Source organism: Sphingobacterium puteale (assembly GCF_050986225.1).
In the GTDB taxonomy this organism is placed as follows: Bacteria; Bacteroidota; Bacteroidia; order Sphingobacteriales; family Sphingobacteriaceae; genus Sphingobacterium; species Sphingobacterium puteale.
Genome location: NZ_CP158959.1, coordinates 5,641,593 through 5,655,021, shown reverse-complemented (window position 1 = coordinate 5,655,021; position 13,429 = coordinate 5,641,593). Strand labels below are relative to the sequence as shown.

The 13,429-nt window shown below is 42.1% G+C and carries 16 protein-coding genes; 8 read left to right on the top strand and 8 right to left on the bottom strand.

Annotated elements, in window-relative coordinates:
* Window positions 1-22: 22 nt before the first annotated feature.
* Window positions 23-751, bottom strand: coding sequence for a 3-keto-disaccharide hydrolase (locus tag ABTV71_RS23755; protein ID WP_121126731.1), 729 nt, complete (start codon window positions 749-751; stop codon window positions 23-25).
* A gap of 184 nt (window positions 752-935) precedes the next feature.
* On the opposite strand from ABTV71_RS23755, the gene ABTV71_RS23750 reads away from it, so the two are divergent.
* From ABTV71_RS23750 to ABTV71_RS23740, 3 genes are all read left to right on the top strand, one after another.
* The gene (locus tag ABTV71_RS23750) at window positions 936-1,304 is read left to right on the top strand and encodes a dihydroneopterin aldolase (protein WP_121126730.1); all 369 of its coding nucleotides are present in this window, start codon (window positions 936-938) and stop codon (window positions 1,302-1,304) included.
* An 80-nt stretch (window positions 1,305-1,384) separates the two neighbouring features.
* On the top strand, window positions 1,385-2,110 hold the full coding sequence (locus ABTV71_RS23745; RefSeq protein WP_433901322.1) for an AAA family ATPase: 726 nt from the start codon (window positions 1,385-1,387) through the stop codon (window positions 2,108-2,110).
* A 287-nt stretch (window positions 2,111-2,397) separates the two neighbouring features.
* A complete protein-coding gene (locus tag ABTV71_RS23740; protein ID WP_121126728.1) occupies window positions 2,398-2,841 on the top strand; it encodes an Hsp20/alpha crystallin family protein in 444 nt (147 codons plus the stop codon).
* Between the two features lie 111 nt (window positions 2,842-2,952).
* Here ABTV71_RS23740 and ABTV71_RS23735 read toward each other — a convergent pair whose 3' ends face one another.
* Window positions 2,953-3,390 (bottom strand): acyl-CoA thioesterase, encoded by a 438-nt coding sequence (locus ABTV71_RS23735; RefSeq protein WP_433901321.1) that lies wholly within the window; start codon window positions 3,388-3,390, stop codon window positions 2,953-2,955.
* 122 nt (window positions 3,391-3,512) lie between these two features.
* On the opposite strand from ABTV71_RS23735, the gene ABTV71_RS23730 reads away from it, so the two are divergent.
* From ABTV71_RS23730 to ABTV71_RS23715, 4 genes are all read left to right on the top strand, one after another.
* Window positions 3,513-4,016 carry an RNA polymerase sigma factor gene (locus ABTV71_RS23730; RefSeq protein ID WP_121126726.1) on the top strand — a complete coding sequence of 168 codons (504 nt, stop codon included), beginning with the start codon at window positions 3,513-3,515 and terminating at the stop codon, window positions 4,014-4,016.
* A complete protein-coding gene (locus ABTV71_RS23725; protein ID WP_121126725.1) occupies window positions 4,006-4,647 on the top strand; it encodes a hypothetical protein in 642 nt (213 codons plus the stop codon). Before ABTV71_RS23730 ends, ABTV71_RS23725 begins: the two co-directional genes overlap by 11 nt.
* Window positions 4,648-4,761: 114 nt before the next feature.
* Complete coding sequence (locus tag ABTV71_RS23720) at window positions 4,762-6,417, top strand: ABC1 kinase family protein (RefSeq protein ID WP_433901320.1); 1,656 nt, start codon at window positions 4,762-4,764, stop codon at window positions 6,415-6,417.
* 80 nt (window positions 6,418-6,497) lie between these two features.
* On the top strand, window positions 6,498-7,286 hold the full coding sequence (locus ABTV71_RS23715; RefSeq protein WP_433901319.1) for an SDR family oxidoreductase: 789 nt from the start codon (window positions 6,498-6,500) through the stop codon (window positions 7,284-7,286).
* 128 nt (window positions 7,287-7,414) lie between these two features.
* On the opposite strand, the gene ABTV71_RS23710 is transcribed toward ABTV71_RS23715, so the two are convergent.
* Window positions 7,415-8,008, bottom strand: coding sequence for a YceI family protein (locus tag ABTV71_RS23710; protein WP_121126723.1), 594 nt, complete (start codon window positions 8,006-8,008; stop codon window positions 7,415-7,417).
* A gap of 107 nt (window positions 8,009-8,115) precedes the next feature.
* Window positions 8,116-8,703 carry a Crp/Fnr family transcriptional regulator gene (locus tag ABTV71_RS23705; RefSeq protein WP_121126722.1) on the bottom strand — a complete coding sequence of 196 codons (588 nt, stop codon included), beginning with the start codon at window positions 8,701-8,703 and terminating at the stop codon, window positions 8,116-8,118.
* Window positions 8,704-8,973: 270 nt separating this feature from the next.
* Here ABTV71_RS23705 and ABTV71_RS23700 point away from each other — a divergent pair, with 270 nt between their 5' ends.
* Window positions 8,974-9,513 (top strand): GNAT family N-acetyltransferase, encoded by a 540-nt coding sequence (locus tag ABTV71_RS23700; protein ID WP_433901318.1) that lies wholly within the window; start codon window positions 8,974-8,976, stop codon window positions 9,511-9,513.
* Window positions 9,514-9,533: 20 nt separating this feature from the next.
* On the opposite strand, the gene ABTV71_RS23695 is transcribed toward ABTV71_RS23700, so the two are convergent.
* The 4 genes from ABTV71_RS23695 to ABTV71_RS23680 all read right to left on the bottom strand — a co-directional run bounded on the left by ABTV71_RS23695 (window position 9,534) and on the right by ABTV71_RS23680 (window position 13,398).
* Window positions 9,534-9,935 carry a DUF1634 domain-containing protein gene (locus ABTV71_RS23695; RefSeq protein ID WP_433901317.1) on the bottom strand — a complete coding sequence of 134 codons (402 nt, stop codon included), beginning with the start codon at window positions 9,933-9,935 and terminating at the stop codon, window positions 9,534-9,536.
* Between the two features lie 78 nt (window positions 9,936-10,013).
* The gene (locus tag ABTV71_RS23690; protein WP_108636901.1) at window positions 10,014-10,847 is read right to left on the bottom strand and encodes a sulfite exporter TauE/SafE family protein; all 834 of its coding nucleotides are present in this window, start codon (window positions 10,845-10,847) and stop codon (window positions 10,014-10,016) included.
* Between the two features lie 374 nt (window positions 10,848-11,221).
* Window positions 11,222-12,625 (bottom strand): ATP-binding protein, encoded by a 1,404-nt coding sequence (locus ABTV71_RS23685; protein WP_433901316.1) that lies wholly within the window; start codon window positions 12,623-12,625, stop codon window positions 11,222-11,224.
* The gene (locus ABTV71_RS23680; protein ID WP_220700163.1) at window positions 12,622-13,398 is read right to left on the bottom strand and encodes a response regulator transcription factor; all 777 of its coding nucleotides are present in this window, start codon (window positions 13,396-13,398) and stop codon (window positions 12,622-12,624) included. Before ABTV71_RS23680 ends, ABTV71_RS23685 begins: the two co-directional genes overlap by 4 nt.
* Between the last annotated feature and the right edge of the window lie 31 nt (window positions 13,399-13,429).

The following is a 13,429-nucleotide window of genomic DNA, read 5'->3' as shown; positions in this document are numbered from 1 at the left end:
TAACTGAAATTGTTGCGTTTGCCTATAATTTGCGGAGCCAGATGTTTCTGAACTGCACCAGATCACCATGATCTTGCAGGATAATAGGGCCCGGGCCATGGCTCACCTGTTTCGGTAGTCCGATGTATTCCGTAGTGCCATCGATCTGGGTGTTGTTTTGGACGATGACACCGTTGTGAAGGACAGTGACTGTGCCTTTGCTGATCAGTAAACTGTCTTTATTAAACTGAGGCGCTTTGTAGATGATGTCGTATACATGCCATTTGTCGGGCACAATAACCTGCGCCAAGGGTGGGCGTTGTTTGTAAAGGCTTCCGGCGCCGCCATTGACATAGGTTGGATTGTTGTTGTTGTCGAGGACCTGGATTTCATAGAGGCCCTGCAGGAATATACCACTATTGCCACGGCCCTGTCCTTCACCTTTGATCAGTTCCGGACTCTTCCACTCAATATGGAGCTGAAAGTCGGTAAAATGCTCGGTTGTCTCTATATTTCCGCTTCCGGGTTTTACTTCAAGCGTATTATTGGCGACAGTCCAATTTGCTTTTCCCTTTTCGCTTTTCCATTTACTCAGATCCTTGCCGTCAAAAAGTACAATGGCATCACTCGGGATTCCTTTGTCAAGCGTGACAGTAGGCGGGACAGGAGTATAATATTCTGTGTCGCTGGCTTTCATATTCGTTTGGGCATAGACCGCGCTGGCACCGCATAGGATCGCCATCGTTAGTGCCGAAGGTAAAGAAAAGTTCATCTGTTTGGTTTTTGTTGTATTTAAACTTAGGAAAATTTGTTTTTATATACAATTATAATTTCAGAATAGGGTACATCCCTGCGCCTATGTCGGCGTATTCAGGATGTTTGCTTAAGCTGGATATCATGGAATTCGTTAAGGCTATTGTTTTTTTTGATTTGGAACAATTTGCTTAGGTTTGTGCATGGCAACCATTTTACAGACAGTATCCTTGAAAGAGGCGCGGTTTTATGCGCCAATTGGCTATTACGAAGAAGAGCAGATTCTCGGTAATGAATTTTTTGTGTCCATTGATGTCTGTTTTCCTTTTCATAATACGGAAACCGAAGATTTACGCAATACCTTAAACTACGAAGAGCTGTACCAGATTACAGCAAAGGTGATGCAGCCCAGGCGGAAATTGCTGGAATCTGCCGCCGCAGAGATACTGGAGCAGATTAGAATGGCTGTATCACATGCCGAAACAATCGTGGTTGTCATCCGTAAATCAAACCCACCTTTCGGCGGAGATCTGTCCTTTTCGGAGGTAAGTCTCAAATACCTGAAAGATTAATTTCTCAAACTGGACCAGCGAAAGCTCGGAGTGCTTGCTTAATTTTGCGGATCCATTGTATAATGTATCAATCTAATTAAATGAATATTTACGATCTTGTTATAGCCGATAAGGAAAAGATAGCGCTAGCAGATGTTTTTTTAGCGGCAGATAGCCGCCAGAAACTCTTGCAGCTGATCAAGGAACATCGTTATATCCGGCAACTTTCGGAATATGGCCTGCCTGTAAGCAATAAGATTCTATTGCACGGTTATTCGGGCTGTGGAAAAACGACAACGGCAAAAGCGCTGGCGACAGCACTCGACAAGCCCATTTATGTATTGAATTTGAGCAACCTGATCTCCTCCCGTATCGGTGAAACTTCGCAGCATATCAAACAGGCGTTTGATAAGGCAGGTCGTGAAAAAGCTGTGCTGTTTCTGGATGAGTTTGACCAGATCGGGAAAGCGCGCATCAGTGAAGAGAAAGATGTGGGTGAGATGCGCCGTCTCGTGAATACGATTATTCAGCTGATCGACTATTTTCCGGCTGAAGCAGTACTGATTGCGGCAACCAATCATCCCGAAATACTGGACACGGCAATTGTCAGGCGATTCCAGCTTCGTCTGGCTTTTGAATTGCCGACTCAGGTACAGTTGGATACTTATTACGATACGTTGTTTTTGCCTTTTCCGCAATACGATCCGCTTGTGTCACGCATCTATGGGATCTCCTATGCCGAAGCAAAAGATTATACATATAATGCGGTTAAATTTTTGCTGATTGCGGCGCTGGAACATGAAGAAAAGCAGGGACAGGAAAGCTAAGGCGTTACTTATTTTGATGTTTTGTCAAATTAAGTTCTTCTGAAAACAGTTTGTCCACTGTGACGTTAATACGAATAACGCATAGTGGGACATGGCCCGTACCGACGACAAAATCGTTCGATTTTAAAGCCTCTTTTAATTTAGGTATGTCAATATGTCTTTTATTTTTATGATAAAATGACATTTTGTCTTTATTTTGCGACTGGTACGTGAATTGAATAGCTCCTACAAAAGAGTTAGAAAATAAAGCTTAAACAAAAAAATAAAAAAAATAGGAGGACAAAAAAATGGCATTAATTAAATTCCCTACGAAAAGTTTAAACACCGACGCAGTAAACCCATTTGTGAATACCGTATTTGACAATCTGTTCAACGACAATTTTATTTCAGATCGTTTGGTTTCACGTGTTCCTGCAGTAAATATCTCGGAATCTGAAAAATCATTTAAGATCGAAATGGCCGCTCCTGGATTGGATAAGTCAGATTTTAAAATCAATGTGGATAAAAATTTGATCACGATTTCAGCAGAGAAAAAAGACGAACAGACAAGTGAGGAAAAATTGTACAGCAAAAAAGAATTCAATTATAGTTCGTTTTCAAGATCATTCACTTTACCCGAAACTGTTGACTATAGTAATATTGAGGCAGCGTACGAAGGTGGAATACTGATCTTAACTGTCGGAAAGAAAGAAGACGCGATCATTGCAAAACGTTTGATCGAAGTAAAATAGTTGATATAACGCGCATCGTCAGACTTGGGCGACGGATGCTTCATAAGATAGTTTTTAGGTTTAGTTTATGTTTTAATCCCCTGGAATGCATTTAGATTCCGGGGGATTTTTTTATCCAATCTCTTCATATCCCGCGGCGCGTGGTACTTTGGCCAAATAGGGTTCCATTTCTTCGGGTAATTTGGTCAGCTTTCGTCGTTTTAAATCAAGCCAGGCACCGTCGACGTTGACGGTACAGCACAGTGCACCATCCTTGCGATAGACCTGATGTACAAAAGAAAACCGGCTGTTTGTCTTATTGTATCTGGTCAGTTCTACCTTAACCTGTACATATTCGTCTAGATGTACTTCCTTGGAGTAGATCAGCTCTTCCCTAAATAGAATCGGTCCGATCTGAAACTCGGCTAACTTATCCAGCGAGAACCCCATTTTATTTAACATATTGCTCCGTGCCTGTGCACAGATATCCGCATAAGCAGAATGGCGCATATGTCTATTGGCATCAATTTGTGCCCAGATAACCTGGCCTTCGTAAAATATATTTTCCATAATTATTATCCTGATTTGCCTCCTTTTTATGAACAATTTACATATTTTTAACTTAAGCTGTAACACTTTGTTTGTTTGCTATACATATTACCTGAAAAGATCTTAAAAGAAAAATTTACCAAGTGACCCATTCGGAAACAGAATTTCTTCGGTTGATTGACGAAAATAAAGGAATTATCGTCAAGGTGAGCCGTATGTATATGGATGACCATGAGGGACGGCAGGATCTTTATCAGGAAATTGTATATCAGCTCTGGAAGTCTTACGCCTCGTTTAAGCATCAAAGTAAGTTTTCGACCTGGATGTACCGTGTCGCATTGAATACCGCGATGGTATTTTTAAAGAAAGAGAAGAAACAGCAGATTTACGATAGCCTCGAGGAACGTCATGATTTTGCGGAAGAGTCCTATGATCCGGATAAAGATGAGCAGTTAAAAATATTCTATCAGGCAGTACATGAATTAAACGCGGTGGAAAAAGCATTGATCTTTTTATTTCTGGAAGGTCAGAGCCACCGTGAAATAGCCGCGCATTTAGGGATATCTGAAGTGAATGCGCGGGTTAAATTAAATCGTACCAAAGAGCGGATTCAACAAATCATTAAAAAATACAATTATGAATTTTGATGAATTAAAAAAATCTTGGCAAGAACAGCCTATGGATGAGGATTTACAAAATCCAAATCTTAAACATTATAAGGAAGTCAGCAATATCATGGCCAAACTGAGGCGCAATATCAAACGTGAATTTATTTCCTGGGTGGTCTGCATGTTTTTCCTGATTGCCGTACCTATGCTGCCTATCTATAAAATCTCCGGGTATGCGGCTTTTGCTTATTACTTTTTTATTGTACAGATCTCCCTGTCAAGCCTCCTCTACTACCGTAGATTCTATTATCTGATCAAAAGTGCCAGACAGATTGATCTGCTCGCGTCCCGTGAACATCTCCTGAAGTTGTATTATGACCTTAAATACGCCGTAGAGACCTATCGTATTGTAGCTTACGTCATGATTCCCCAGGGCTTATTTCTCTACCTCATTATGATTGGCCAAAATAGGGCAGTCGCCTGGTTTGAAAAATTATATCACTTCAAGGAGACTTTACAGCAGGATCCCAACTTTATTTTATGGATCATCTTGTCTGCAATTATTTCTATCCTAATTATTGTACTGATCACTGAAATTATGATCCGTGTCTATTACGGGGATTACGTCAAACAGATCAAAGAAAATTTGGATCAAATGGAAGCTGAATAGCTCGTTTTTGGACGGCCGGAACCTACTGGATAACTGAATTTTTACTTTCAGCAAACCGTGAAGCGAAAAAGGTAAGGTTTTTGTTCCGTATCTTGTTTTCTAAAATCCTTGTCCATGATGTACAATCCGACCAAGAAGTTACAGCGAAGTTCCCAGATATTAAGCATATTGGCAAAATATGGTTTCAAGGATGCTATTGCCCGGTTGCCCTGGAAAGGGCCAAGAGCGAGTTTGGAACGTAATATTGATGTTGACGAGATTGGCGTATATACACGTATCCGAATGGCTTTGGAGGAGCTTGGGCCTGCCTTTATTAAGTTGGGGCAGTCTGCTTCCACACGCGAAGGACTGCTCCCAAAAGACTTGGTCGAGGAACTCAAACGCCTGGAAGACAATGTGCCGCCTTTTGAAGTCAACATCCGAGAATATCTTGCTGAGGAACTGGGATTAGACACTACAGAACAGTTTCAGGCCATCGATGCCGATCCCTTTGCCGCAGCATCTATCGCGCAGGTATATCGGGCAACCTTAAAAGACGGAACAAAAGTCGTTTTAAAAGTACGCAGGCCTGGAATAGATGAGGTCATGCGCGTTGATCTTGCGCTCATGCGGGATATCGCCAAGATCCTGACCATGTACAATGATGCTCTGGAGAATCTTAATCTGTCGTTGATTGTCGAATCTTTTGCAATGACCCTACAGGAAGAAATGTCCCTGGTCATTGAACGGCATAATATCGAACGCTTCGCCAAGAATTTTAAAGGCAACAAGCTGATCAAAGTGCCCAGAGTCTATCCTGATCTGTCTACCGACCGCGTGCTCTGTATGGAATACCTCGAAGGATTCAAAGTGACGGATGTAGCAGAAATCAAACGGCGAGGAATGGATGTGGAAACCTTAGTGAAAAATGGGATCAACCTTTACCTGGAACAGGTGATTATCCATGGTTTTTTTCATGGCGACCCGCACCCCGGTAATATGATGGTGATGCCAGATGGCCGTATTGCCTTTCTGGACTTCGGCAACATGGGCAAATTGCTCGGAATTGACCGACGACAGCTCGAAGAGTTTATTCAGTCTGCAATTTCCGAAGATGCAGTTCGACTCGCTGACGTTATTGAAGATGTGGCTGTCGTGAGCCATATCCCTGACCGAAATCAGTTTGAACGCTCCCTGTACGAAATATTTGATATGATCGATAATGTTTCCCTGGGTGATCTTAGTCTCGATCTGCTGTTCAATAAACTCTGGAAAATCATCGGTGATAATCGTTTATATTTTCCAGAATATATCTATCAGCTTATGCGTGGCATCTCGCTGATGGAAGGTATAGGCCGTCAGCTTTATCCTGATCTGAATATCATGGAAAGCATTAAGCCTTTTGCGCGTCGGATTATGATGGAGCGGCTTTCGCCTGAAGCTATTTTTAAGAAAGGAAAACATAAGGTCGAATCCTTCGCCCGGGATGTGGAAAAGCTGCCGGAAGACATGCGCGCTTTGGTACGCCTTTTTCGTACAGGGAATTTTACGCTTAACCATCGCTTGATCAGTGCACGCTCGTTCAATGCCATTCTCCGTAAGGGGGTAAACCGGATTGTGATCGGTATTATGTTTATGTCGCTCAACTTATTGGGGGGAATGGTTATTGTCGCACGTATTGAACCTCAGTGGCTGGGGATCCCTGTTTTTGCCTGGATATGTCTGGGGTCGGCATGGGTCTTTGCGGTATATTTGTTTATCGCCATGATCAGGGCGAAGGATAATGATTAAATGACTTCGTTGGCATTAGCCTGTTTTTTTGAATGATTTATACAATGAATAATCTCGGATAACGACATAGCACAATACATATGATGGAAATCAATTTAATTGGAAAAAAGGCTCTGATCGGCGCCAGTTCTGCCGGTATTGGCGCGGGCATTGCTCAAGTGCTGGCATCCTGTGGAGCTTCGGTTACCCTGGCATCACGCAGCGAGGAGAAATTGAAGCATACGTTGGACAGTCTGGATACCTCGAAAGGGCAGCGGCACCAATATATCCGGGTCGACTATAATGATCACGAAGCCTATAAGATGAAAATAGATGACTATTTTCTGTCAAATAAAGTGGATATTCTGGTCAATAATTCCAACGGACCACAGGCGGGGACCATCGACCGGAAAAATCTAGCGGACTACCAGCATGCTTTTGAACTTTTGTTCCAGAATCATTGCTATACGACTTCTTGCGCATTGCCGTATATGTTGGCAAATGGTTATGGACGCATTATCAATGTATCCTCTTCCACTGTAAAAGAGCCCGTATCTAATCTTGTTTTATCAAATACCATCCGTACCGCATTGATCAGCTGGAGCAAATCGCTTTCGGATGATGTCGCAAAAAATGGCGTAACAGTCAATAGTATTTTAACAGGGTTATTCGATACCGAAAGGATTCAATCGTTGACTAATATGGATGCACAGCGGTTAGGTATATCGTATGAGGAAGCGCTAAAGTTACGCTTAAAACAGGTGCCGGCCGCACGCCTAGGCAAACCTGAGGAATATGGTTATCTGGTTGCCTTTATTTGTTCAGAGTACGCTAATTATCTCACGGGGACTAATATTCCCCTGGATGGGGGTATGTTGAAAGGCCTGTAAGGTAAAAAAGAAATTCGCCCGAGAATGAGGGCGGCGAGCTTATGGCTGAGGAGTAGTAAACCTTTAAAAAAGTGGCTATCCAAATCTTGGGTAGCCACTTTTAGTTTGTGTGATTTAAAAAACTTTGCTTAGTTCAAAACCAACTCAGTATTGACGATAATGTCGACATCGGAAGCAACAGCTTCTACACCTGAAGGTAATTTGTCGTTGTATTTTATACCAAAATCATGACGGTTAATTTTAGCTTTTGCTGTAAAGCCCGCACGTGTTTTTCCCCAAGGATCGGTAATGACACCGCCATTTTGAGTGACATCGAAGGTTACTTTCTTCGTTACGTCGCGGATGGTCAGATCCGCTACCATGATGTATTTACCTTTCAGCTTGGCATTTTTGAAGGTAACTGATTTTAACGTCATTTTTGGAAACTTTTCCGCGGCAAAGAAATCATCCGTTTTTAAATGATTGTCACGTGCTTCAATGCGCGTATCAACGCTATTGACATCAATGGAGAAATTTACTTTTGCATTGTTGAAACTTGTTGCGGTTGCGGTTTCCACTGTTCCCTCCACTTTGGTAAACTGACCATCAACGAAGCTGATGCCAAGATGTTTGACATCAAATCTCGCGTTGGTATGCCCGGGGTCTGCCGACCATTTTACTTGTGCCACAGCAACATTAACCATTAATACTGCTACTGCCAGAAATTGGAAAATTCTATTCATGTTGTTTTCTATTTGTTTATTTATCAAACGTTTAATTGTTCATAATGTTTGTTTGAACAAGCTTTTGCAAAGGTGGGATAATCTTAAATAGAAAAAATTGATGTAGGTCAAGAATTTCGATTGGGTTTTAAAATTTGTCTTTTTAAACGGCTCAGAAACTCCTGTGTGACCCCGAGATAGGAGGCGAGTTGCATATTCGAGATCCGTGGGTATATTTTAGGATATCTTTTGATAAAATCCAAGTAGCGTTCCTGGGCCGTAAAACCTATACTTGATATGATACGGTGCTGGGAGGCGATTTGTGCACGTTGGGCCATAATTCTGGAAAGCTTTTCATAGATCGGATGGTCTTCGTATAGTTTATCTTTATCGGTTTTCGATAAGGTAAGGACAACCGAATCTTCCAGGGCCTGGATATTCTGCAGAGCCGGTTCCTGATAATTGAAACTCGCAATATCACCGACCCACCAGTCTTCAATGGCAAATTGTAGAATATGCTCGATACCATCGGCTGTGACATAGAATGATTTAAACAGGCCACTGACGACATAGGCTTCATAGTGACAGATTTCACCGGCCCTTAAAAAGTAATCCTTTTTCTTGATTTTTCTGACATGATAACGCGATATAATATCATCTAATTCTTCTTCGCTGACATTGATACGCTTTTTTACAAATTCCTTGAATTGTTCCATTAGGGTGCAAAATACAAAATTTTACTTTTAATCCGACCGTTGATTTCAGCCAATTTTAAAGCAAAATAACCTAGCGGCGAAGCTTAGGGTGAAAGAAACAGCGGCATTTGCTGATTATGAACAATATGATGGTTCAGGTATCTATTAATTTGGACATTTTGGTGTAATATTTGAATAAAGAAAACGTAATTCAACTTGGTTTCATCAATAATTGGTATCTTTTATTGAAATTTTAAATTTTGGTAGAGGTCCAACGTTAAACATGTTCTAATGAAGTTTGTAGCACCTAATAAACTTGAGAATGATAAGGTCGTATTAAAATTGATTGACCCGGTCGATTTTGATGCCCTGTATCAAGTGGCGAAAGATCCTTTGATATGGGAACAACATCCTAATAAAGACCGCTGGAAGGAGGGTGTCTTTCGTGCATTTTTTGATGCGGCCCTGGAGAGCAAAGCGGCTTACCTTATTTTAGATAATACAACCGGGCAATGCATAGGAAGCACCCGGTATTATGGTTTGAATGAGGCTGAAAAGTCTATTTTCGTCGGTTTTACCTTTTATGCGAGAGCCTATTGGGGAGCAGGAATAAACCCTTTGGTCAAGGAAATGATGTTTGACTTTGCCTTTAATTTTGTGGATAGGATTTATTTGCACGTAGGGGCCGAAAATTACCGTTCACAAAAAGCGGTAGAACGTTTGGGGGCGAGCAAGGTGGCCGAGAAAATGGTGTCTTACGTCAACGAGCCCGAACGAAAGAATTTTGAATATGCCCTGGATAAGTCCACATGGCTCAGAGCCAAGCGATAAACAGCTGTTGCTTAGCTGAATTATCCCTTGACTCCGCTCAATATACTGCCGACAATAACGGTCAATACAATCAATGTAATGATGATATAGAGCTTATCTTTTTCAATAATAAAACCGAAGAGGGAGCCGATTACCCGCACAATAGGTGTACAGATCAAGAGCAAAACCCCAAGTTGTATAATTTGGGGAATATTTTTGTTGAATACCCCAATGATAATCCCATGGATGGTGGTATTGGATTTTCCCTCACCGATAAAATCTCTGTAGTTGGGTACTGAATCCTGTCCATGGACTACCAGATACCAGATACCACCGATCGCCAGTATAGAGGAGGCCAGGATAACGCCTATGCGTAAAATTTGCCCCACCAAAAGTGAGATATCTTTATCACCCCAATAATTTTTTGAAAATACCTGTTTCATCTGCAAATAATTATTTTTTCATGTTTATTGCCAACGGCATGAACGAAACGTATTGTTAATCGTTAAAGACTTGTCCGCTTAAAATTTTTGTTGAAATCCATTGAAAATCATTTCGAGTGCGACCAATGTGATGGCTACAGCGAAAATAATGCGCAAGGTCTTGGGGTTCATTCGTTTCAAAAGCTTTGACCCTGTAATAGCGCCACAAAGTACACCCAAAATCACGGGAAAGGCGATGCCCGGGTCCATATAGCCCCGTTGTAGGTAAACCACAGCCGAAGCCGCGGCAGTAACGCCGATCATGAAATTACTTGTTGTTGTACTTACTTTAAACGGAATTTTCATCATGCTGTCCATGGCGAGTACTTTAAGGGAGCCTGAACCAATGCCCAGTAGTCCCGAGAGTACCCCGGCAACGCCCATCAATGAAAAGCCGCCGACGACATTGGTCAGTTTATAGGGAACAAGCTTACCTTCCGAGGGGTAGGTACTGTTCAGTTTTAACTTTTCGGCCAAAGCCGAACCACCGGATAGTGCATGTTCATTTTTCTTGCGCACCGTCATTGCAGCCGAAAAGATCAATACCACACCAAAGATAATCGCAATGGTATTGGTGGGCATGTAGATCGCGATAACAGCACCGATGACAGCGCCAATTGTGGTTGCGATTTCCAGGAACATCCCGAGCCGAATATTGGTGATCCCTTCTTTGACGTAGGCGGTGGCTGCACCCGAAGAAGTTGCTATTGAGGCCAGTAGTGCTGCCCCAATGGCGTAACGGATGTCAACGTGGAACAGGAGGGTCAGCAATGGAATGACGACGACCCCTCCCCCCAATCCTGTCAGCGAACCTAAGAGTCCTGCTACAAATGCACCCAAAAGGAGGATGAGTGTAAAGGTGAGAATAGTCATATAGTTGTTTGTTGCTCCGGGGACATCAGATAGCCCCGGAAGATAATTTGTTGTAAACTTAAGGGCTTTTTATTGTTTTTGAAACTTTGTGGCCCGAATAGATACAAATGTTACATCAGCATGTATCCCGAAAAAAGTACTGCCAGGTACCTCATGACGTAGGTAGTATTGAAGACCGCAAAGGGTCTGAATTAACTACATTAAAAAATAACAAGGCTTTTGTTGTTATCCTGATCAGATCTTTGGCGCAAAGAAAAAGGATATAGATTAAAAGCTCCTTAATAAATACTTAAAAAAAACTTAAAATTAACCGCCGGACGACAGGCTCCCCTGTATCCGTTGATCAGAAAATAGTATAGCAGATCTGATGGCGGCTACCTATCGGAAAGGGGATAGGGCGGACGGTCTTCATCTGCTGATTTAAGGAACGTGAGCACGAATGTATGTGCGGAATGCGTCGTATCGGCTTTGTATTCGACGCTTGCCTGGTGAGAATCTACAATGCGTTTGACAATCCTTAGACCCAAGCCCGATCCAGTGATTTCCGAAGCATTTTCCCCTCGGCTGAAGGCCTCAAAAATACGCTTTTGATCATTCGTGCTGAGGGGGGCACCGTGACTGCTGACCACTACTTTTAGCTGGTCCGAGGACTCATGGATAACAACAGTCACCTCGGGATGAAAAGAATAGAGTGCTGCATTTTTGAAAAGATTGACAAACGCTATTTCAATTAATTGGGCGGAGCAAAAAAGACTCAGTGTGGGGTCGTCGACGCCCTTTATAGAAAAGTCGAGCTGCAGGTCGGGAAAGGTTTTTACTACCTTTTCGTATGCGATAAAAATAATCTCATCGATGCGTTCCTCCTGATAAGTAGTCTGTAGTGTTGCCGAATCAAATTTTGAAAGCAGCATCAAGGAGTTTGTTACTTCCGAAAGATGCTGTGTCTCCTTTGAGATATTTTCAAGTACATGGCTGATGTCTTTATCAAGCTGATGCTGATGGCGGAGGTTCTCCAGTTGAAATGACATTCTGGCCAGCGGTGTCCGTAGCTCATGGGAGGCACTGGAGTTGAATTCTTTTTGGGATTCAAATGCATTGGACAGCCGCTTCAACATGGTGTTGAATGCCTGGGTCAATACCGCGATCTCGTCCGTATTTCCGGTGTATTTAACCGGATTTGTCAGCTTACTGGCATTGATCTGCGTGATGTCTTTTTTTAGCCTGTCTAAAGGACTTAATAAATGCAGAATAAGGTTGTAACTAAAAAACCAGATCAGCAGGGCACTCAGTAAAAATAAGATGGTTAGTACGATGGCCAGGTGGTCTAATTTTTCGTTGCCCGAATAATCCTGGGCCTTTACCAAAAGATAGTAGGCCTGTTTGTTAATCAGATAATATTTGCCCAGTATTTCATATTGATCCTGTTTATAGAAGATGCGTTTTTCATTTTCCAGTCGGTTGATAATGCGCTGATCCCAGGTAATGGTTTTATCTTTTACCGTGCTGAAAATAAGTTTTTTATTCTTGTCCAGGATAATGACGTCCTCATAAAAAAGTCCATCTTCAATATCCTGAAAGTAGATTTTATAAGATTCGCGGTCAAAGGAAGGGGTGTTGGCAATGTAATGTGAAATATAGTCCAGCTTATCTACCAGGCGCTGACGGAATTGATCATTCCTGAAATCGACGCTGGCGTAATAGATAATAAGCATTGCAATTCCAAATAAAATGGAGAAGACAATGCTAAAACCGATCGCTATTTTCTTTTTTAAAGTCATTTGTCGGCTGCAAGGTAATAACCAAATCCGGGGCGGGTGTGGATAAGCTTTTTTTCAAAATTCCTGTCTATTTTTTTACGTAAAAAATTAATGTAGACTTCGATGGTGTTTTGTGTTGTCAGAAATTGATTTTTCCATACTTCTTCTGAGATATACTGCTTGGACAAGGTGCGCCCATTGGCCTGAGCCAGGATCAGCAGTAACTGAAATTCTTTCTGTGTCAGGCTGATTTCCTCATTGGCCCGGAGGACGCGGGCTTCTTCGGGATAGATAACAAGATCATCAATAATCAAAGTTTTTAAGCTGTCGCTTTCCTTATACTGCTGCCGGCGCAGGAGTGAGTTGATGCGCATCAACAGCTCATCCAGCACAAAGGGTTTGACCAGATAATCGTCTGCGGCACGCAGAAATGCTTCCTTTTTGTCGCCGATATCATCATAGGCTGAAAGAATGATGATCGGGGTCAGCGCATCATGGCTTCTTATCTTCTTACAGATTTCAAGACCATTGATCTTTGGGACATTGATGTCCAACAGGTAAAAATCATATTTTTTTTGATGTGTCTGTGCCAGAAACTCAATGCCGTCAAAAGCCAGATCACAGGTAAAGCCCTGACTCAATAAAAAGGATTTGATTTCAGTCGAAAGAACCCTGTCATCTTCGAGTAGCAAAATGTCCACCATAATGTATGCATTGTCGTTTCGTAAAAATAAACAAATTTTGCCAACCGCATCAAAAGTAACTTTGGGATAGCGCCCTTCTGGTAATATCATTTAGTAACGTAAGATTTACACGAAGAAATAT